Here is an 18,314-nt window from a genome sequence, read left to right as displayed (position 1 = left end):
CGGGGGCGAGCCGCTGCAACGGCCGGGGCTCCGCCCCGGACCCCGCGCCTCGATCTCCCCTGCGCGCTGCGGTCGTGGGGCCCCGGCCGGGCTCATTCCTGGCCCGTCCGGCGTTCGAGGACGGGCACACCGGCCCACCCGGCGGCGCCGGCGCGCTGCGAAGCCCGCCCGAAGGGCGTCCGGGGCCCGGGGCGGAGCCCCAGGGGGGCGCCCCCGCCGTGACGGCGGAGGCGCCCAACCCGTCGGTCGTCAGTCGTCGCCGCCGCACGCTTCTTCGAAGAAGTCGAGGTTCTCGTGGAGCGCCTTCATCAGCCGGTCCCGCTCCGCCTCGTCCACCTGCACCGGCACCACACCCGTCGCGTCGGTGAGCCGGCGGAAGCCGCCACGGCTCTCCAGCCGGCCGATGACCCGGATGGGGAGCCCGACCAGATGGGCGTGTCCGGCAATGCGGTACGACTCCTCGTCGAGGACGGCCCGTACATGCGGTACCTCCGCGCCCGCGAGCACTCGCAGCCGTACTGTCCCTTCGCCACGCGGGCCGGAGCGCCGCATCCGTACCACCGCGCCGGTGACGCGGACGGGTACGGACGGCTCGTCGCGCAGATAGCGGGCGCCGGCCGCCCGCAGCGCGGGCAGATCGCCCGGCGAGAACTCGATGGGCTCCGGTCGCGCCGCGCAGCCTTCGGGCACCCCGGCCGCGGGTGACCAGGCCAGGGCGATCCGCGCCCCCTCGGCGCCGCGCACCAGTGCGACGACCGCCTCCGTCAGCTCACGGCTGACCCCGGCCTCGACCGCGGTGTCGAAGGCCTCCATCCCGCCGGTCGCGCGCTGGTAGTCGACGGCTTCGCGGGTGGCGTGCAGCGCCTGGTGGAGGCGTACGACGACGGAGCGGCCGGGCTCCACGGGAACGAAGGCGGTCAGCCCGCGGCCGCCGGGCGCCGGCCCGACGAGCACACCCTCCAGTGCCGCCTGCGCCTGCCGGCGGTGCCGCGCGCCGTAGTACCCGGCCCGGCCGCGGGCGGCGAGCGCGCCGGCGAGCAGCAGTTGCCGGGCCGCGGACCTCAGCTGTTCCTGGACGGTCCAGGCCACCGCACCCGAGGGACCCTGCGGTACGTCACGCCACCAGCGGATCTCGTCGCTGGGGACGGCGAGGCTGACGAGCACCTCGCGGGCGGAGGGCGCGGCGGAGCGGGCGAGGGCCGTGAGCGCCTCGCCCAGCAGGTCCTCGCAGTCGGGGAAGGCCCGGCTCTCCGGGACGAGCAGGCTCGTGCTCCCGGAGGCCGGACCGGGTGGGGTCCATCGCGCGTACCGTCCCGGAGCGCCGCCGCGCCGCCGCCAGCCGTGCCGGTCGAGCAGCGCGCCCAGCACGAGGGGGTCGACATGCGCGGGGTCGGGCCCCTCGCTGCCGTACCAGGGCGCGGGCACGTCGTCCGGCAGTGGTAGTGGCAGCGGATGCGGATGCGGCAGCGGGTGGGAGCCGGAGTGCGGCTGTACGGGTTCGTCGATCGGGCGGTGCATCACGGTCTGCCTCCCACCCCGACCCGGGTCATGATCTCGCAGAGCGCCCGGTCGTCGAAGATGCGCGCGGTCGGGATCCGCACGGTGGTCCTGCGCCGGCCCGTCACCGGGTGGCCGGCCAGGTTGGTCCAGTAGCAGCAGTGCCGCAGATCGAGCCGGTCGTGGCTGGCGCGCAGCCACTCCTCGCGGGTCCTCGGCACGATCATGACGACGAGGATCTTGTGGACCGACACGGGTGTGCGGGCCAGCTTCACCAGGTGTTCGTTGTCGAGCGTGAAGGAGAACGCCGGCCCGGGTGGGTGCGGCGGGATCTGGTAGGTGGCCTTCAACTGCACCTTGATGGTCACTTCGTCGTCGACGGTGTGTCCGGGGGCGCTGTGGCTGACGTGCCAGTCGATCCCGTTGTCAGGGAAGGGCTGGGACAGCGAGCAGCCGGCTGCTGCAGCGACGGCGTGCAGATACCCCACCTGGAGGGTCTCCATGCAGGCGGTGGTGGCGAGTGCCCCGCGCAGCGGTACGGTCCGCTCGGGCAGCGCACCCGGTTCGGGCTGCGCGAGCGCCATGGCTCCGTCTGCCTTCCGGGCTGTGCCGATCGATTTCCCCGATGTGCTCGGTTCGCCTCCGGGGCGCTCACGCGTCTGACGACGGTCGATCGTGCTCGACTGCGCGTTCCTCGCAGTCTCCGCGCGCTGCGGTAGCCGCACATCGATCGCAGTCTCCCTGTCAACGCCCGCGTGCCCCTTCGGCTCACGCGACGGGCCGTCAACCTCACGCCCCGTCATCTGTGTTGTCACCCGCTTGCGTACTGCGCAAACAGGCCGGGTATCACCGATTCGGGCAGGGGGATCACGCCATCTGCCAGGCATGGGCGAGGAGTTCGGGGATGACGCGATGGTATGAGGGGCCCCTGGCCGCATTTGACACCGAGACAACAGGAGTGGACGTCGAGGAGGACCGCATCGTCTCCGCGGCGCTCGTCGTCCAGGATTCGGCGGGAGGACGTGCGCGCGTTACCGGCTGGCTGGTCAATCCGGGCATACCGGTGCCCGAGGAGGCCACGGCCGTGCACGGTCTCACGGACGAGCATCTGCAGCGCAACGGCCGGTGGCCGGCTCCGGTGATGGAGGAGATAGGCCGGGCGCTGGCCGAGCAGTGCGCGGCGGGCAGGCCTCTCGTGGTGATGAACGCGCCGTTCGATCTGACGCTGCTCGACCGCGAGTTGCGCCGCCATCGGGCCTCGTCGCTGGCGCACTATCTGGAGCATGTGCCGTTGTGCGTCCTGGACCCGCGGGTCCTCGACAAGCATCTGGACCGCTACCGCAAGGGCCGGCGCACGCTCACGGATCTGTGCGCGCAGTACGGGGTCGAGCTGGACGGGGCGCATGACGCGTCGGCCGACGCGACCGCCGCGCTGGAGGTCGTACGGGAGGTGGGGCGTCGTTTCGCCACCCGCCTGGACCGGCTTTCCCCGGCGGAGCTGCACACGCTGCAGGCGGTGTGGCACGCGGCGCAGGCGCGCGGGCTGCAGGCGTGGTTCGCGCGGAACGGTTCGGAGGAGTCGGTCGATCCGGCGTGGCCGCTGCGGCCCGAGCTTCCGGCCCAGGCCGCCTAGGCCGTGTCTGGCAAATCCCGCCTGGCGCGCGACGCCCGGCACGCCCACCCAGGCGAAGCTCTGGGGGAGCGTCGCGGGCCCGACCAGATCGCCCGGACAGGGCCCAGGGCCTGAGTCAAGGGACAGGCCCTGAACCCGGGCGCCCCGCGGTGGCGGGGCACCCGGACAGGGCCGTGGTTCAGCCGGTGAATCCGGCGGTGATGGACGTGAACTGCCAGTTGTTCTGGCTGATTCCGGAGCAGTTGCTGGTCACTCCGCCGCCGGGGCAGGGCCGGTCGCGGTTGACCGACCAGAAGGCCAGCCGTGCGATGTGGTGGGAGTTGGCCCAGTCCTTGATCTGGGTCCAGATCGCCGGGCTGGTCAGCTCCTGCTGGTCGCTGAGGCCGTTCATGCCCGAGATGCCGATATGGGCGTAGGCGGTGGCGTCGTCCCAGCCGAAGGTGCTCTTGAGCTTGGTCTTGAGCCCCTCGGTGGCGTTCACGGTGTTGCCGTACATGTCGGCGCCGCCGCCGAAGTCGAACGGCATGATCGTGAAGACGTCGATGTTCGCCTGGAGCGCGTTGGACCGCTCGATGAGCCGGTTGCCCCACCATGTCGGGCCGGTGGTGGAGGTGCCGAAGGTGATGATGGTCTTCAGGCCGGGGTTGTTCTGCTTGACGATCTTCAGGGCGTTGAGGATGCGGTCCTGGACGACCTCGTTCTCGAACTCGTCGGAGTTCTCGATGTCGACGTCGATGGCCTTCAGTCCGTACGCGTTGATCACCTGCTGGTAGGCACCGGCGAGCGCCGCGGGGGTGGAGCAGTTGGGGCCGAGCTTGTTGCCGCTCCAGCCGCCGATGGACGGGACGATGTCGCCACCCGCGGCGCGGATCGCGTTGATGGTGGACTGGTCGGTGCCGCCGGTGAGCGGCCGGTTGCCGTCCCAGGCGGGGTTGCAGCCGCCGGAGGACAGGATGAAGGCCATGGTGAACCATTTGACGCCGGTGGCGCTCATCACGGATGAGGCGCTCGGCGGATCGCCCCAGCCGAGGTAGAGGTAGGGCGCGGCCTGCTTGAAGCCACCGCCGCCACCGCCGCCCGGATCGGTGGTCACGCTCACTGCGGACGAGGCGGGTGAGACGTTGCCGGCCGCGTCGCGGGCACGGACGGTGAAGCTGTACGAGGTGTTCGCCGCGAGGCCGGAGACAGTGGCACCGGTGCCGGTCACCGTGGTCGCGAGGGTGGAGCCGCGGTAGACGTCGTAGCCGGTGACGCCGACGTTGTCGGTGGAGGCGTTCCACGCGAGCGAGACGCTGGAGGACGACTTGCCGGTGGAGCGCAGATTGCCGGGCGTGCTGGGCGCCTGGGTGTCGCCACCGCCTCCGCCACCGGGGCCGTCGAGGCTGATGTCGTCGGCGTTGTACGTGCCCTGGCCGTACCAGCCGTGGACGTAGATCTCGGCGGTGGTCTGCGAGGCGCCGGTGGTGAAGCCGACGGTGAGCCGGGTGTACGAGGTGGCTGACGGGGTCCATGTGGACGGGCCGCCGGTGACGCCGAGGTAGACGTAGTTGCCGCGCACCCAGCCGGAGAGCGAGTACGCGGTGTTGGGCTGGACCTGTACGGTCTGGGTGCACTTGGCGTTGTCACTCGTGCTCGCCGCTCCGGCGAGTGCTTTCGTGCCGCTGTGCACGGGGCTGCTGACGACCGAGCCGAGTCCGCCGGTGCAGGACCAGCCGGACAGGGATCCGGTCTCGAAACCGGGGTTGCTGAGCAGATTCGCGGCTTGGGCGGTGCTGGGCAGGGCGATTGCGGCGGCCGCGGCCAGCAACGCCGCACTGAGGCCCGCCAGCAGGCGGTGTCGGGAACGCACGTGACCTCCCGGTGAGGGGTGGGGACGGTTCGGCGGACCTGTCGCGGCGCCACGATTGGTCTGGACCTGTGTGGCGGATTGAAGCGAATCAGCGTGTCCTCGTCAAGAGCCGGGAGCGCGGCGGCAACTCGCACTGCATACAACAGCTCTGACGACCTGCCAGGAAGAGGCGAAACCCCTGACGGTCGGCCTACGCCTTTTCGGGGGCCGGAGCGACGCCCCGCCGGAAGTCCTGCGACGACACAGGGGCCATCGGCGAAGGACTCCCGTTAAGGCAGGGAGAACCGGGACAACAACAGAAGGCCGGTCCGTCTGCTGACGGACCGGCCTCTCCCGGTGGGCGATACTGGGTTCGAACCAGTGACCTCTTCGGTGTGAACGAAGCGCTCTCCCACTGAGCTAATCGCCCGGGAACGCACTGAACCATACAGGTACCGGCGGGTTTCCTTCAAACTCCATTCAGACCCCCGCCAGATACGCCGTGAGTCCGCGCCGCCCGCCGCGCATCATCAGCGCGTGATTGGCCAGGAAGACCGGACGCCCGGGCACCGCGAGGCGCCGCATCAGCGGACGGCGCACCTCCACCTCCTGGTCGTAACGGGCGCTGGTGCCGCCGTCGGCGCGCGCCGCCAGGGTCCAGCGGGCCCAGCCGGCGAGGTCACCGGTCAGCTCCACCTCCAGCACCAGCGAGTCCGGGTCGCGACGTCGCTCCCGAACGGTGACGACGAGGTCGTACGGGAGGAAGGAGCGGAAGCGGGCGATGCCGCTGCCGTCACCGAGCGGAGTGACCTCGCGGACCTGGCGCCACCAGCGGGGGTACTCCTCCGCCTGCTCCAGCACCGTGAACACGACGGGGGGCGGGGCGGGCAGCTCCCAGAGACTGCGGAATCGGTAGTGGCACCAGTCCATGCTCCGAGTCTGCGCGCGCACCGAGGTACTCACACACCATCTGAGTATCCGCACCGATATCGGCGGAGTGTGTCCTGTCCCACACTCCTCGCCATGGACAACGCTCTGCCGCCCGCCGAGGAACTCCGGCTCCTCGACCGCGAGCTGGCTCAACTCGACGCCCGGCGGGCCCAGTTGCTCGCCCGCCGGGCCTGGCTGGTGCAGGTGCTGCAGGCCCTGCGGCCGATGGTCGCGGGTCCCGCGACCCCTGCGGGTGCGTCCGGTCCCGCGGGGCCGACCGGTCCCGGGGGTGCCGGGTGGCCCTCGGGCCCCCTCCCCGAGACCTCGCCGCCGAGCGCACAGAACGTGCTGCTGACCCTCGGCGGGATCCTGCTCGCCATCGCCGCGATCGCCTTCACCCTGGTCAGCTGGGGTCACATGGGCATCGGTGGCCGTGCGCTGGTACTGGGCGCGGTGACCCTGGCGGCCCTCGGGACACCGGTCCTGCTCATGCGCAGGGGGCTCACCTCGACCGCGGAGTCGGTCGCGGCGCTCGGGCTCGTCCTCCTGATCCTCGACGCGTACGCCCTGCGCCGCGCGACCCTCCCCGACAGCGACGCCATGGCATACGCGGCAGCCGCCTCGGGCGCGCTCGCCGGGCTGTGGGCGGCGTACGGGACGGCACTCGGCACACTGCGGCTCCCGCTGCCGGCGGCCGTGGTGGCCGCCCAACTCCCCCTGCCGCTCTGGGCACTGGCGACGGGCGGGAGTCTCCGGCTGACCGCGTGGGCAATGCTGGCGACCGCGGCGCTCGACATCGCGATCGCGCTCGCCGCGAAGCCGTCGGCCGTCCGGGCGATCGCCGTCATCGGCACCGTCGTGACCGGCGGCTGGTCGCTGCTGGTCGATGCCTGGCTGTCGGTGTCGGCGCACACTCCGTCCCTGGCTCTGGAGCCGGCCCTGCTGCTGCTCGCGGCGGCGGGCCTGGCTCTGTGGGCCGCATGGCGTGCGCCGTCGTCCGCGGTGGCGACGGCCACGGTGGCGGGTCTCGCCGTGGTGGCCGCCCTCGGCGGCGTAGTCCGTACGACGGTGCCGGGCGACTGGGCGGTGCCCGGTTATCTGCTGTGCGCGGTCGCGCTGCTCGCGCTCGTACGGACACGGGCGCCGCGCGGCGTCCGGGCCGGGCTCGCGATCGCTGCGGGCGTGAGCCACGCGGCCTCGGCGGCCTGGGCGCTGCCGCCCGTGGTGCTCACCCTGCTGCGCCCTGCGGCCGGAGCCGGCGACGTGTGGTCGGGCGCCCCGGATCTGAACCTCCCGCTGCCGGGCGCGGTCACCGCCCCGGTGGTCCTGGCCACTGTGGCCACGGTCCTGTGGGCGGCGCCCCGCCTGCTCCCGGTCCTCGCCGAGCGCCGCACCATCACGGCCTGCCTGGCGCTCGCCGTGGCCTGGTGCGCCGCGGTGGCCGCGCCGACGGCTCTGTCCCTGTCCTTCACGGCGACGGTGACGGCCCAGCTCCTGACGGTGACGGCGGCGCTGGCCGCGACGGTCCGCCCGGCCCTCGCCGTTCTTTCCCCGACCGCTTCCGATACGGCGCGGACGGCTCCGGAGGGCGCGTCCGCCGGCGTGCCACAGGCCTCCGCAACCGGCACGCCGCAGGCCGGAGCCGGCGGGGCGTGCGGCGCGCTCGCCGTCACTGCCCTCGTCTGCGCACTGGCCTCAGGAGTGAGCGTCGCGCTGCTGGGGCTGGCCACCCGGCCCGCGACCTTCGTGACGCTCGGTGTGCTGGTGGCTGTGAGCATCGCGGCCGCATCGGCTGCGCGTGGTGTGGTGCAGGCGGTGCTCGCATGCGCTGCGGTGGTCTACGCGACGGGGCTCGTGGCGGCGTCCGCGGCGACCGCGGGACTCCCCGCGCACCGGGTCGCGCTCGCGCTGCTCGCCGTACCGGTCGCTACCGCTCTCCTCGGCGCGCGCCTCGGCCGCCACTCCGTCGCACTACCGGTCGAGCTGACCGGGGCCGTCGCGGCGCTGGTCGCCGTCGGACTGGCGGTGCCGCACCCGTCCACCCTCGCGATGGTGCTCGGCCTCGCCGGCGTCATCGCGGCGGGCACGGCGGTGCGGGCCGAGCGGCGCCCCGCCGCCGGGTACGCCGCCGCGGTGCTGTTCGTCGCGGCCGCCTGGGTGCGGCTCGCCGCCTGGGAGGTGTCGGCGCCCGAGGCGTACACGCTCCCGGTGACCGTCCCGGCGCTCGCCGCCGGTGTGCTGCGGCGGCGCCGGGACCCGGAGGCCTCGTCGTGGACGGCGTACGGTCCCGGTCTCGCCGCGACCTTGCTGCCGAGCCTCCTCGCGGCCTGGAGTGGCGCGCACTGGCTGCGCCCGCTGCTCCTCGGCCTGGCCGCGCTGGCCGTGACCCTGGCCGGTGCCAGGCACCGGCTGCAGGCCCTGCTGGTCCTCGGCGGACTGACCCTGACGCTCGACGCGCTGCACGAGCTCGCCCCGTACGTCGTCCAGGTCGTCGACGCGCTCCCCCGCTGGCTGCCGCCCGCCCTCGCCGGACTGCTGCTGCTGGCCGTGGGCGCCACGTACGAGCAGCGGCTGCGCGACGCCCGGCGACTGCGGGACGTCCTGGGCCGGATGCGCTGACCCGCCCCGCCTGTCGCGTACACGCCGAAGGCCCCGGAGACTCTCGGTCTCCGGGGCCTTCGGTCCGGGTGGTGGGCGATACTGGGTTCGAACCAGTGACCTCTTCGGTGTGAACGAAGCGCTCTCCCACTGAGCTAATCGCCCGGGCGCACCGCAAACATTACCGCATGTCAGCGGTGCTCCATGACCACCGGGACGCGGCCCTGGGTCACTCGTCGATCTTCCAGGGCATCACGATCCCGAACTTCCAGACGTAGATCCCGACCAGCACCGCGATGATCACCAGACCGATCGTCGTGAGGGTGATGTTGCGCCGGCGCACCCGGGGGTCGAGCGCTCGCTGCGCCGCCTCGGTCACTTTCCGTTTCGTCCAGCGCAGCACGAGCTGCGCCCAGACGAATTCAGTGGCCCAGATCGCCATGCCGCCGAAGATCACCAGCCAGCCGGGGCCGGGCAGCGGCAGCATGATCACACCCGCCACGACCACGGCGAGGCCGACGATGAAAACGCCCACCTGCCAGCTGAGATGAAGCGTCCGGCGCGCCTTCACGAACTCGGGCGCCCGCGAGCCGAGAGGCGGCTCTGCCGGCGCGGTCACATCCCCCGTGGCGGGTACGGCGGCCGCCGGGGCGGCGACCCTTTCCCGCTCGTCACTCTCCGCATTCATGAGCCCCAACGTACCCGACGAAACCAGGCTCTGGAATGACCGCACGGTCGTACTTGGGACTCCTCCGTACGGGGTACCTGAAGGATCACAAAACAGACAGAGGGGTTTACAACGGCACCGTAGGTGGCATGTCGATTTCGCCGACGTGCGAATCCCCGAGCGCACACTGAGCGAAAGGCCCTGGCGCTTATGAACACCACGGTCAGCTGCGAGCTGCACCTGCGCCTCGTTGTATCGAGCGAGTCCTCACTGCCTGTACCCGCGGGCCTGCGGTATGACACGGCCGATCCCTACGCCGTGCACGCCACCTTCCACACCGGAGCCGAGGAGACGGTCGAATGGGTGTTCGCCCGCGATCTTCTCGCCGAGGGGCTGCACCGGCCCACCGGCACCGGCGACGTCAGAGTCTGGCCGTCCCGCAGTCATGGCCAGGGCGTCGTCTGCATCGCTTTGAGCTCTCCGGAGGGCGAAGCCCTGCTCGAGGCCCCGGCCCGGGCCCTGGAGTCGTTCCTGAAGCGGACCGACGCCGCGGTGCCACCCGGCACCGAGCACCGACATTTCGATCTCGATACGGAGCTCTCGCACATCCTGGCGGAAAGCTGAACCACGCCGAGAGCTGCTCGACGCCGTCCAACTCGGGGAGACGGCACCGCACGGACAACCACATAAGGCACGCTCCGGCGCCGTCGTCGCGGAATCCACCGTGATGACGGCGCCGTCGCGTTTCCGGGCGACCGGCTAGAGTCAGCGCAATTCGGCGGGCGCCCCGCCCGCAGCAGGCCAGGGAGCGAATCGTGCTGATCCCCCACGACACCCGCGTCGCCCTCGACACCGTCGTCGATCTGGTGAACACCGCACCCGAGAACGACGCGGGCGACGAACTCAAGGACGTCTCGTCGCTGTACTCGTTCGTACGGAACCACAGTGTCAGTGACGTGGGTGATCTGGGTGAACATGACCTGAACGCCGTACGGGAGGTACGCGGCCGGTTCACCGAGGTCTTCTCGGCGCCGGACGCCCGTACCGCGGCCGAGCTGATCAACCAGTTGGTGGCCGCCGCGGGCACTACCCCGCAGCTGACCGACCATGACGGCTACGACTGGCATGTCCACTACTTCGCGCCCGGCGCCTCGGTCGCCGAGCATCTCGCGGCCGACTGCGGTATGGCACTCGCCTTCATCCTCGTGGCGGGCGAACGGGAGAGGCTGCGACGCTGCGAGGCACCGGACTGCGGACGCGCCTTCGTCGATCTGTCCCGCAATCGCTCGCGGCGCTACTGCGACAGCCGCACCTGCGGCAACCGCCTGCACGTCGCCGCCTACCGGGCACGCCGCAAGGAAGCGGCCGGCTGAGGGTCACATCGCTCACAGGGGGCTCACAGCAGGAACAGATCGTGGACCGCGGCCATGAGCAGGAGACAGCCGATCACCCCGAGGAAGATCATCAGGGGCGGCTGGGAGAGCGCGAAGAGGCAACCACGCGGCTCGTCGGCGGGGGCGGGGGCCTGGCCCCGGGAGGTATCCAGCATCTCGGGGTGATGATGACGCAGCGCGCGTCGCGATGATCGACCAACACGCATGGTTGGTGCGGGAGTTCATCACATCCGTGGATGTCGACGGAGCACGGCCGCGCGCCGCACGGCGCGCGGTGTACCGATGCCGTCAGATGCCGTGCTTCTTGAGGATCGCCTCGATGTCGCTGAAGTCCTCGCCCTGGTCGGCGGCGCTCGGCTTTCCCTTCGGCCGGGCGGCCGGACGTGAGCCAGGACCGACGGCGGGTGCCGACGCCGACGGGGCGACCGCGCCGGGGCGGGCGCTGTCCTTGGCAGCCTTGCCGAGGCTTCGCCGCTCCACGGCCCGGGAGGTCATGAAGAGCAGCCAGGAGACCCCGAGCACTCCCACGCCCGCCCATGCCGCCGGGCTGAAGGCGGTCGCGGCGGCCCACTCGACGACTCCGGTCAGCACCAGCCCCAGCGGGATCAGCGCATACGCGGCGATACGGGTCGCGGTCAGGAAGCGCTTCCGGTACGCCGCGACCGCGGCGATGCCCAGCCCCGCCGCGGACACCGCGGAACAAATGGTCTCGGCAAGCATCCGGTCCTCCAGGGCGAGCGAAGCGAATGGATACGTCCCTTCCATCCTGCACCGAACGGGGGTGGACGAGCCACGGTCCGGCCGCACCTCAGGGAGATCTCCGGGGTGCCTCTCCTCCCCAGGTCCCAGCAGGTCCGGGTTGGGTCGTACGCGGCAGGGCTGGAAGACTGGCCCCATGAGCGACTCCTCCCCCGCCGGCCCCGTTGTCCTGGACGTCTGGTGCGAGCTGCAGTGCCCCGACTGCCGCGCCGCCCTCGCCGATCTGCGTTCCCTGCGCGACCGCTACGGCGACCGGCTGGAGCTGCGACTGCGCCACTTCCCGCTGGAGAAGCACAAGCACTCCTTCGCCGCGGCGCAGGCCGCGGAGGAGGCCACGGTCCAGGGGCAGGGCTGGGCGTACGTGGAGTCCGTGCTCGGGCGGGTCGAGGAGCTGGACCGCGGTGGCGAGCCCTTCCTCCTGGAGGTCGCGCGTGAACTCGGCCTGGACGCGGAGGAGTTCGACACGGCTCTGATCGACGGCCGGCACATCCTGATCGTCGACGCCGACCAGGCGGAGGGCAAGGCCATCGGCGTCACCGGCACCCCGACGTATGTCATCGGCGGCGAGCGCCTCGACGGCGGCAAGAGCCAGGAGGGGCTGCGCGAGCGGATCGAGGAGATCGCGGACCGGCTCCTCGCGGAGCAGCCGGGGGGTGAGTAATCCGAGCCCCTGGCGGGGCCACCCTGAGCGGGTGAAAATCGGGCCGTGGCCGTCTGGCCGACGTCGCGACGCCCGGCACGCTCCCCCGAGCTCTTCGAGCAGGGGGTACCCCCACTCGCCGCACCGGCCGAAAACCCAAGTACGCCCAGTACGAGGGCTTCCGGCCGGCACTCCGAGAGCACGCACCGGATGCCGTTCCTTCCTCCACGGAAATCCATCAGAAGCCCCCTAGGCCTGGCCGCCGGAGGCCCAGGGCCTCCGGCGGAGCTTGCTGGGCAGGCCTAGAGCAGCTGCTTGAAGAAGTTGATGTGGTTCGTCCGGTAGCCGAGCGACTCGTAGAGACTGATCGCCGCGGTGTTGCCCGCGAACACCTGGAGTGCGAGCAGCGACGCCCCGGCCGCCCGCGCGGTCCGCTCGGCGTACAGCATCAGCGCCCGCCCGTACCCCCGGCCGCGATGCTCCTCGGCCACCTCGACGTCGTACACGTACACGCCCTGCTCCCCCGGGCGCACCTCGCGCTCGGCCAGCCAGATGTGGCCCACCACCGCGCCGCCCGCGACGAGTGCGTGCAGCCACGAGCCCCCGGTGGCGAGGCCGTCGGGGAGCTGCTCGCGGTGGACGGCCTCCGACCTGACCCGGGCCCGGTCCTCGGACACACCACGGGCGATCAGGCTCTGTGCGTATCTCTGGACCGCACCGGTCCGCCATCGAAGGAACTCGGCCTCGCTCAAGGGGCGGCCTTCGACGCCCGCGGGCAGCTCGGGGGGCTCGGGCGGGAGCTCCTTGAGCATGACGCGGCCGCGCTCGGCGTAGCCCAGTGCGGTGGTCAGGCGCAGCGCGGTGGAGGCCGCCACGGGGACCGACGTCTCGATCCGCGTACAGCCCCACCCGCGCAGCACCTCCTCGGCCGCGAGCGCCGCGACCGTCCCTCTTCCGCGCCGCCGGTCGCCCTCGTCGATCCACAGCCATCGCAGGACGCCCGTCGAGGGGCCGGCGGCGGGATCCGTGGCCAGCTCGACGACGCCGACGGGCCGGCCGTTCACACAGACGTCGTAGGTGCGTGACGTGACGCCGTCAGCCCCGCGCTGAAGCGGCCCGGTCGGCCGCAGGGTCGTGGTCATCAGGGGTGTTCTACCTGTCCCGGGGCCTCCCGTCACCACATCGGGCAGGGCCCGTCTCCACGGAGTGTCTTCAAAGTAGCGTCGTCCGCCCGAGGGGCGGGCCCGGCGGCGTCTGGTGCTGGGGGCACCTCCCGTGCCCGAAGGGCTACGGGGCACATCGGCGACCGACGACAACGCAGCGAGGGCGCGTGCCAGGCGTCGCGACAGGGCAAAGCTTGCCGGGAGGGGCACTAGGAGCGCGGATCCGGGTCGGCTGCGGCGTGCACCTCGAAGATCCGCATGGCCTTGGCGGTCAGCGGGCCGGGCGCGGAGGAAAGCTCGCGGCCGTCGACGCGGTGCACGGCCTGGACGTCACGGGTGGTGGAGGTCAGGAAGACCTCCTCGGCCCGGTCCAGCACGTCCCACGGCAGGTCGGCCTCCAGCGCGCCGGTCCAGTCCACGGTCAGCGCGCGGGTGATCCCGGCGAGGCAGCCCGAGGAGAGGGGCGGGGTGTACAACTGCCCGTCGAGGACGACGAAGACGTTGGTGCCGGTGCCCTCGCAGAGCTGTCCCACCGTGTTGGCGAAGAGCGCCTCGGACGCGCCCTGCTCGTGGGCCCGGGCAAGGGCGACGACGTTCTCGCCGTACGAGGTGGTCTTCAGCCCCGCCAGCGCACCGCGCTCGTTCCGGGTCCACGGGACGGTGATCACGGCGGTGGTGTCGGGGCGGCGCTCGGCCTCGACGACGGCGACCACGAGGGTGGCGCCGGCGGCACCGCGGTCCGAGCCGAGCGGGGAGACGCCACCGGTGTAGGTGATCCGCAGCCGGCCCAGCGCCACGGGGTTGGCTTCCAGTACGGCCTCGCAGGCGTGGCGTACCTCGTCGTGGTCCGGGTCGGGCAGGCCGAGACCGCGGGCGGAACGGGTGAGCCGGTCGAGATGCCGCGTGAGTGCGAAGGGGCGCCCTTCGGTCGCCTTGACCGTCTCGAAGACACCGTCGCCCACGGTCAGGCCGTGGTCGAACACGGACACCATGGCGGTGTCGGAGTCCTTCAGTCCGCCATTGACCCAGATCCTCATCACGCGGTCCTTCCACTCTGCGCGTACGTTCCCGACGCTACCGCGAGCAGCCGGGACGCCTTGAGCTCGGTCTCGTCCCACTCGCGCTCCGGGTCGGAGCCCCAGGTGATGCCGGCGCCGGTGCCGAAGCGCAGTACGCCCGCGGCGCGGTCGATCCAGAAGGTGCGTATCCCGACGGCCAGCTCACCGGTGCCTCGGTCGGCGTCCACCCAGCCGATACCGCCGCAGTACGGGCCGCGCGGCGCCGTCTCCAGTGCCGCGATGATCCGCAGGGCGCTCGATTTGGGGGCGCCGGTGACCGAGCCGGGCGGGAACGTGGCGTCGAGCAGCTCGCGCCAGCCCGCGCCGGCGGTGAGCTCGCCGCGGACGGTGGAGACAAGGTGGACCAGGCCCGGGTGGGCCTCGACGGCGCAGAGGGCCGGGACGGTCACCGAGCCGGTGGCGCAGACCCGGCCCAGGTCGTTGCGGACCAGGTCCACGATCATCACGTTCTCGGCGTGGTCCTTCTCCAGCAGATCGGCGGCGGTGCGGCCGGTGCCCTTGATCGGCCCGGACTCGACGGCGCGGCCTCGGCGGCGCAGATAGAGCTCGGGCGAGGCGGTGGCGATCTCCACGCCGTGCGCGGGAAGCCGAATCGTTCCTGCGTACGGGGCGGGGTTACCGCGCGCCAGCAGCGCGGTGAGCGCGTCGACATCGGCGGAACCGGGGTCGGGCAGCGGCGCGGACAGGACGCGGCAGAGATTCGCCTGGTAGACCTCGCCTGCCGCGATGTGCTCGCGGATGCGGCGTACACCCGCGGTGTACGCGGCTCGGTCCAGCGAGGACGTCCAGTCCCCGGCGGCGGGGCCGCGCCAGCGTCCGGGCTCCGGAGGGGGCACGGGCTCGTGGCGTACGTCACCGAAGCGGGCACAGGTGAGCCGGCCCTCGAAGTCCGCCGCGACGGCCCAGAAGCCGGGGGAGTCGAGGGCCTCGGGGTCACTGGTGACGTCCCTGAGGTCGGTGGCGACGAGGCCGCCGAAGCGGGCCAGAGGAGCGAGGTCATGCACGGCTGTGAGTCTATGGCGGGCCCCGGCCTGCCGCTCCGGCGTGCACCTGCTCGTGAACCCGCCGTGAACACAGCTCAGCACGCTGCGGAAACGCGTTTTTGTGCTGGCCCGGGAATCCGCTAGAGTTCAACACGTCGCCGGGACGCGCAAGCGGAACGGAAACGACAGGCGGACGTGGCTCAGTTGGTAGAGCATCACCTTGCCAAGGTGAGGGTCGCGAGTTCGAATCTCGTCGTCCGCTCGAAGTGGGGGATCTTCCCGAGAACCCCTGCAGCTCCTGGTGGAGTGGCCGAGAGGCGAGGCAACGGCCTGCAAAGCCGTCTACACGGGTTCAAATCCCGTCTCCACCTCCATGGACGATTAGCTCAGCGGGAGAGCGCTTCCCTGACACGGAAGAGGTCACTGGTTCAATCCCAGTATCGTCCACTGGACCTGCGAAGGTCCCCCGCGCGATTAGCTCAGCGGGAGAGCGCTTCCCTGACACGGAAGAGGTCACTGGTTCAATCCCAGTATCGCGCACGCAGTGCCCACGGATCCGGGCTGACCGGGTCGTGGTCGCGAGGACGATTAGCTCAGCGGGAGAGCGCTTCCCTGACACGGAAGAGGTCACTGGTTCAATCCCAGTATCGTCCACAGCCCGGAGCCCCCGGCCGCATCGAGCGGCCGGGGGCTCCGTCGTGTCTCCGGTCAGGAGGAGAAGAGCATCCGGCCGAAGCTGCGCTGCCGGTGGTGGCCACCGTGGTGGCCGTGGTGCGGCGCTCCCCAGGCCGGGGCGGCGGGCGCGGGCGCGGCCGGGTAGGCCTGCGGGGCAGGCGGGGCCTGCTGCACCCACTGGGACTCGAGGCGGGTCAGCGACTCCAGCTCGCCGTAGTCGAGGAATATCCCCCGGCAGCCGCTGCACTGTTCGATCTGGACGCCATTGCGGTTGTACGTGTGCATGGGCGCATGGCACTTGGGACACTGCATGTCGGCTCAGCTCCTCGCCGTTCGGTTGGTGGGTTACCCCGGTCAAACCCTACGACGGGATGATGCCCTCCAACTCGGGTGGGAGGGAGGCAATTCGGGCACAGGCGTCGGTCATCATCCGCTCCACGTCGTCGAGATCACGCCGCGCCGCCGCACTCTTGGCCAGGGCGAGGGCGGCGGTCTGGACGGTCAGGGCGCGGGCGGGCACGTCGAGTTGGGGCCAGGGATCGACGCCGTCGGGCCCGGCCGCGGGGCCGCCGGCCGCCCGGTACGCGGTGAGGAAGCGGGTCCAGACGTCCGGGGGCAGCAGCCCGGCCGCGTACCAGGCGGCGGGGCGGGCGAGATCCCAGGCGGGGTCGCCGAGGCCGAGGTCGTCGACGTCGATGAGCCGCCAGGGGCCGTCGTGGGCGGGATGGCGGACGAGCTGGCCGAGATGAAGATCACCATGGCAGAGCCGGGCCTGTCGGGGTGCGGGGGCCTCGTCACGGGCCCAGGCGGGCAGGCCGTGCCAGGCGTCGAGCACGGACCGGGCGGCGGGGTGCCCGGCCGCCGCCGCGCGCATCCGTGCCACGGCCGCGGCCGCCTTGGCGGGGCCGCGCATGGCCGGGAGCGGCCCGGGAAGCCCGTCGAGCGGCACGTTGTGGAGCTGCGCGAGCAGGTTTCCGGCCTCCTCCCACGGGGCGCCCTCCGGGTCCGCGGGGTCCACGGGGCTGCCGTACGGCCAGGTGGTGACGGGGCGCCCTGCGAGGTCGCCCGCGGGGTAGGGGATCGGAGGCAGCAGGATTCCGCTCAGCAAGGGGTGCGCGGCGACGGCGATCCGTACGCGATGCCCGTCCGGATCGGTCCCGGGGGCATGCGCCTTGGCGACGATCCGGCCATGCCGTACGACCACCCCGTCGGCCCGATCGGCCAGTACGTCCGCGTCCCGCCCGCAGGCCCGGCATCCCTCGCCGCGGCCGGGGACATGCGCGGCCGCTCGTGCGGCCTCCGAAAGCGCACGCGCCAGCGTGCCGTCGTCCTGCTCCACGGGGCGAGGGTACGGGAACCCCTTGGTACGGCTGGGACGGCCCGGGAACGGGCCCGCGGGGGCCAGGGGCCGGTTTGTGCCCACCCGGTGGGGGCCGGGGCCGCAGGGCCCCGGAGAAGCAACCGGAAAAGAAGCCAGAGAGCAAACAGGAGAAGAAATGGCGCTGGCCGGCCAGCTCCCCAGCTGGCCGGCCGAACGCAGTCGTCCGCCGCACCCCCGTCCCCACGGGGTTATGGTCCGGATGTCCCCGGCCCGGGCCGCTCTCCCGGGCCCGGGGCGCCGCTCAGCGCCCCAGCATCAGGCCCACGGACGACGCCTGTGTGACCACTGCTTCCCAGCCGCCGAAGGCGACGACGAGCAGGGTCGCGAGAGGGAGCACCATGGCCGTCGCCACCAGCGGGTGGCGCCGGCCCGAGGAACGGCCGCCGAACGCGGCGTATGCCTTGCGCCCCTGCGTGCGGATCGTGGTCCGCGTTGCCGTGTCCGCCATGGGTCCTCTCCTGTCGTGGTCGGCAGCGGCGGGTGTGTGACCTCGGGGGACGAGTGCTTCACCCGCCGCTTGACCTCAACACTAGGGACGCGGCGGGGCCGGAGCGTCATGCCCGCGTACCGATTCCCGGGCCTCCCCGAGGATGAGCCGCGCGCGGGCCATGTACTCCCCTGGGTGGAGACGTCGTCCTAGACCTGGGGGTCTTCCCGGAGGGGACGCCCCGCAGGCCTCTCCGAGGAGGCACCGCCTTCCGAATCGTCCTCCCTGGGCACCGGCTGCTCGACCAGGGCCAGCACTCGGGTCGCCATGAAGCGCGCCGTCCGTACGACTGTGCCGGTGCGGGTGACTTCGCTCACTTCCACCACCCCGCGGCGCACGGCGGTCTCCACCCGGCGTCCCGCCCTGCTTGCCACCACTTCGTACGTCCGCGTCGTGTCTCCCGCGTCCACGACTATCTCCACGCGGTCACCCTTCATCGTCAATCCCCCTTCTGCGACGGACCATTGGGAAATCGCACCGGCCGGAAGCCCTGTACGGGCGGCTCCCTGACCACCCTTCAAGTTTCCCACCCGGCACTGACAATCGATCGGCCCGCGAGGGCGCGGCCTATGAGCACACCGGGGCACGGGTCCGTAAGCT

Annotated in this window: 19 protein-coding genes and 7 tRNA genes; 10 read left to right on the top strand and 16 right to left on the bottom strand. The window is 72.0% G+C overall.

The window, feature by feature from the left end; all coding sequences use genetic code 11:
• Positions 1–249 precede the first annotated feature (249 nt).
• Positions 250–1,518: a hypothetical protein gene (locus tag ACZ6ZQ_RS09095; RefSeq protein WP_469767970.1), complete on the bottom strand. Its 1,269-nt coding sequence runs from the start codon at positions 1,516–1,518 to the stop codon at positions 250–252.
• Positions 1,518–2,081 carry a DUF4365 domain-containing protein gene (locus ACZ6ZQ_RS09090; protein ID WP_453668124.1) on the bottom strand — a complete coding sequence of 188 codons (564 nt, stop codon included), beginning with the start codon at positions 2,079–2,081 and terminating at the stop codon, positions 1,518–1,520. Before ACZ6ZQ_RS09090 ends, ACZ6ZQ_RS09095 begins: the two co-directional genes overlap by 1 nt.
• Before the next feature lie 320 nt (positions 2,082–2,401).
• Between ACZ6ZQ_RS09090 and ACZ6ZQ_RS09085 the strand changes: the two genes are divergently transcribed.
• Positions 2,402–3,130 carry an exonuclease domain-containing protein gene (locus ACZ6ZQ_RS09085; protein WP_469767898.1) on the top strand — a complete coding sequence of 243 codons (729 nt, stop codon included), beginning with the start codon at positions 2,402–2,404 and terminating at the stop codon, positions 3,128–3,130.
• A 178-nt stretch (positions 3,131–3,308) separates the two neighbouring features.
• Here the strand turns inward: ACZ6ZQ_RS09085 and ACZ6ZQ_RS09080 are convergent, their stop codons facing one another.
• From ACZ6ZQ_RS09080 to ACZ6ZQ_RS09070, 3 genes are all read right to left on the bottom strand, one after another.
• Entirely contained in the window at positions 3,309–4,979 is a 1,671-nt protein-coding gene (locus tag ACZ6ZQ_RS09080; RefSeq protein ID WP_469767897.1) for a carbohydrate binding domain-containing protein, read from the bottom strand.
• A gap of 337 nt (positions 4,980–5,316) precedes the next feature.
• Positions 5,317–5,388: transfer RNA gene (locus ACZ6ZQ_RS09075), tRNA-Val, on the bottom strand.
• Between the two features lie 50 nt (positions 5,389–5,438).
• Positions 5,439–5,888, bottom strand: coding sequence for an SRPBCC family protein (locus ACZ6ZQ_RS09070; protein ID WP_469767896.1), 450 nt, complete (start codon positions 5,886–5,888; stop codon positions 5,439–5,441).
• A 93-nt stretch (positions 5,889–5,981) separates the two neighbouring features.
• Between ACZ6ZQ_RS09070 and ACZ6ZQ_RS09065 the strand changes: the two genes are divergently transcribed.
• Positions 5,982–8,507, top strand: coding sequence for an SCO7613 C-terminal domain-containing membrane protein (locus tag ACZ6ZQ_RS09065; RefSeq protein WP_469767895.1), 2,526 nt, complete (start codon positions 5,982–5,984; stop codon positions 8,505–8,507).
• Positions 8,508–8,576: 69 nt separating this feature from the next.
• Here the strand turns inward: ACZ6ZQ_RS09065 and ACZ6ZQ_RS09060 are convergent.
• Positions 8,577–8,651: transfer RNA gene (locus ACZ6ZQ_RS09060), tRNA-Val, on the bottom strand.
• A gap of 64 nt (positions 8,652–8,715) precedes the next feature.
• Positions 8,716–9,174, bottom strand: a complete 459-nt coding sequence (locus tag ACZ6ZQ_RS09055; RefSeq protein WP_469767894.1) for a TIGR02611 family protein — start codon at positions 9,172–9,174, stop codon at positions 8,716–8,718.
• A 189-nt stretch (positions 9,175–9,363) separates the two neighbouring features.
• Here ACZ6ZQ_RS09055 and ACZ6ZQ_RS09050 point away from each other — a divergent pair, with 189 nt between their 5' ends.
• Both ACZ6ZQ_RS09050 and ACZ6ZQ_RS09045 read left to right on the top strand, forming a co-directional pair.
• Complete coding sequence (locus ACZ6ZQ_RS09050; protein WP_003959770.1) at positions 9,364–9,777, top strand: SsgA family sporulation/cell division regulator; 414 nt, start codon at positions 9,364–9,366, stop codon at positions 9,775–9,777.
• Positions 9,778–9,968: 191 nt separating this feature from the next.
• Positions 9,969–10,526 carry a CGNR zinc finger domain-containing protein gene (locus ACZ6ZQ_RS09045; RefSeq protein ID WP_469767893.1) on the top strand — a complete coding sequence of 186 codons (558 nt, stop codon included), beginning with the start codon at positions 9,969–9,971 and terminating at the stop codon, positions 10,524–10,526.
• Positions 10,527–10,549: 23 nt separating this feature from the next.
• On the opposite strand, the gene ACZ6ZQ_RS09040 is transcribed toward ACZ6ZQ_RS09045, so the two are convergent.
• Together ACZ6ZQ_RS09040 and ACZ6ZQ_RS09035 are read right to left on the bottom strand one after the other, a co-directional pair.
• Positions 10,550–10,702 carry a hypothetical protein gene (locus tag ACZ6ZQ_RS09040; protein ID WP_469767892.1) on the bottom strand — a complete coding sequence of 51 codons (153 nt, stop codon included), beginning with the start codon at positions 10,700–10,702 and terminating at the stop codon, positions 10,550–10,552.
• Positions 10,703–10,835: 133 nt separating this feature from the next.
• Positions 10,836–11,312: a hypothetical protein gene (locus ACZ6ZQ_RS09035; RefSeq protein ID WP_469767891.1), complete on the bottom strand. Its 477-nt coding sequence runs from the start codon at positions 11,310–11,312 to the stop codon at positions 10,836–10,838.
• A gap of 130 nt (positions 11,313–11,442) precedes the next feature.
• Here ACZ6ZQ_RS09035 and ACZ6ZQ_RS09030 point away from each other — a divergent pair, with 130 nt between their 5' ends.
• Entirely contained in the window at positions 11,443–11,967 is a 525-nt protein-coding gene (locus ACZ6ZQ_RS09030; protein ID WP_469767890.1) for a DsbA family protein, read from the top strand.
• Between the two features lie 281 nt (positions 11,968–12,248).
• Here ACZ6ZQ_RS09030 and ACZ6ZQ_RS09025 read toward each other — a convergent pair whose 3' ends face one another.
• The 3 genes from ACZ6ZQ_RS09025 to ACZ6ZQ_RS09015 all read right to left on the bottom strand — a co-directional run bounded on the left by ACZ6ZQ_RS09025 (position 12,249) and on the right by ACZ6ZQ_RS09015 (position 15,192).
• Positions 12,249–13,088: a GNAT family N-acetyltransferase gene (locus ACZ6ZQ_RS09025; protein ID WP_469767889.1), complete on the bottom strand. Its 840-nt coding sequence runs from the start codon at positions 13,086–13,088 to the stop codon at positions 12,249–12,251.
• A gap of 230 nt (positions 13,089–13,318) precedes the next feature.
• Positions 13,319–14,146 carry an aminotransferase class IV gene (locus tag ACZ6ZQ_RS09020; RefSeq protein WP_469767888.1) on the bottom strand — a complete coding sequence of 276 codons (828 nt, stop codon included), beginning with the start codon at positions 14,144–14,146 and terminating at the stop codon, positions 13,319–13,321.
• Positions 14,146–15,192, bottom strand: a complete 1,047-nt coding sequence (locus tag ACZ6ZQ_RS09015; protein ID WP_469767887.1) for a chorismate-binding protein — start codon at positions 15,190–15,192, stop codon at positions 14,146–14,148. Before ACZ6ZQ_RS09015 ends, ACZ6ZQ_RS09020 begins: the two co-directional genes overlap by 1 nt.
• A 168-nt stretch (positions 15,193–15,360) precedes the next feature.
• Between ACZ6ZQ_RS09015 and ACZ6ZQ_RS09010 the strand changes: the two genes are divergently transcribed.
• The 5 genes from ACZ6ZQ_RS09010 (at position 15,361) to ACZ6ZQ_RS08990 (ending at position 15,825) form a co-directional block, all read left to right on the top strand.
• Positions 15,361–15,433: transfer RNA gene (locus ACZ6ZQ_RS09010), tRNA-Gly, on the top strand.
• 38 nt (positions 15,434–15,471) lie between these two features.
• A tRNA-Cys gene (locus ACZ6ZQ_RS09005) sits at positions 15,472–15,545 on the top strand.
• A gap of 1 nt (position 15,546) precedes the next feature.
• A tRNA-Val gene (locus tag ACZ6ZQ_RS09000) sits at positions 15,547–15,618 on the top strand.
• A 21-nt stretch (positions 15,619–15,639) separates the two neighbouring features.
• Positions 15,640–15,711 (top strand) — tRNA-Val (locus ACZ6ZQ_RS08995).
• A gap of 42 nt (positions 15,712–15,753) precedes the next feature.
• Positions 15,754–15,825, top strand: a tRNA-Val gene (locus ACZ6ZQ_RS08990).
• A 54-nt stretch (positions 15,826–15,879) separates the two neighbouring features.
• On the opposite strand, the gene ACZ6ZQ_RS08985 is transcribed toward ACZ6ZQ_RS08990, so the two are convergent.
• The 4 genes from ACZ6ZQ_RS08985 to ACZ6ZQ_RS08970 all read right to left on the bottom strand — a co-directional run bounded on the left by ACZ6ZQ_RS08985 (position 15,880) and on the right by ACZ6ZQ_RS08970 (position 18,151).
• Positions 15,880–16,158: a TFIIB-type zinc ribbon-containing protein gene (locus ACZ6ZQ_RS08985; RefSeq protein WP_469767886.1), complete on the bottom strand. Its 279-nt coding sequence runs from the start codon at positions 16,156–16,158 to the stop codon at positions 15,880–15,882.
• Between the two features lie 49 nt (positions 16,159–16,207).
• Complete coding sequence (locus ACZ6ZQ_RS08980) at positions 16,208–17,185, bottom strand: phosphotransferase family protein (RefSeq protein WP_469767885.1); 978 nt, start codon at positions 17,183–17,185, stop codon at positions 16,208–16,210.
• A gap of 283 nt (positions 17,186–17,468) precedes the next feature.
• On the bottom strand, positions 17,469–17,675 hold the full coding sequence (locus tag ACZ6ZQ_RS08975; RefSeq protein ID WP_453662403.1) for a hypothetical protein: 207 nt from the start codon (positions 17,673–17,675) through the stop codon (positions 17,469–17,471).
• A gap of 188 nt (positions 17,676–17,863) precedes the next feature.
• Positions 17,864–18,151: a hypothetical protein gene (locus ACZ6ZQ_RS08970; protein ID WP_469767884.1), complete on the bottom strand. Its 288-nt coding sequence runs from the start codon at positions 18,149–18,151 to the stop codon at positions 17,864–17,866.
• Positions 18,152–18,314 lie beyond the last annotated feature (163 nt).

The sequence above is a fragment of the Streptomyces sp. NPDC053673 genome (assembly GCF_055585225.1).
Note: the sequence above shows the minus strand (reverse complement) of the source record. Positions and strands in the feature narration are given on the sequence as shown.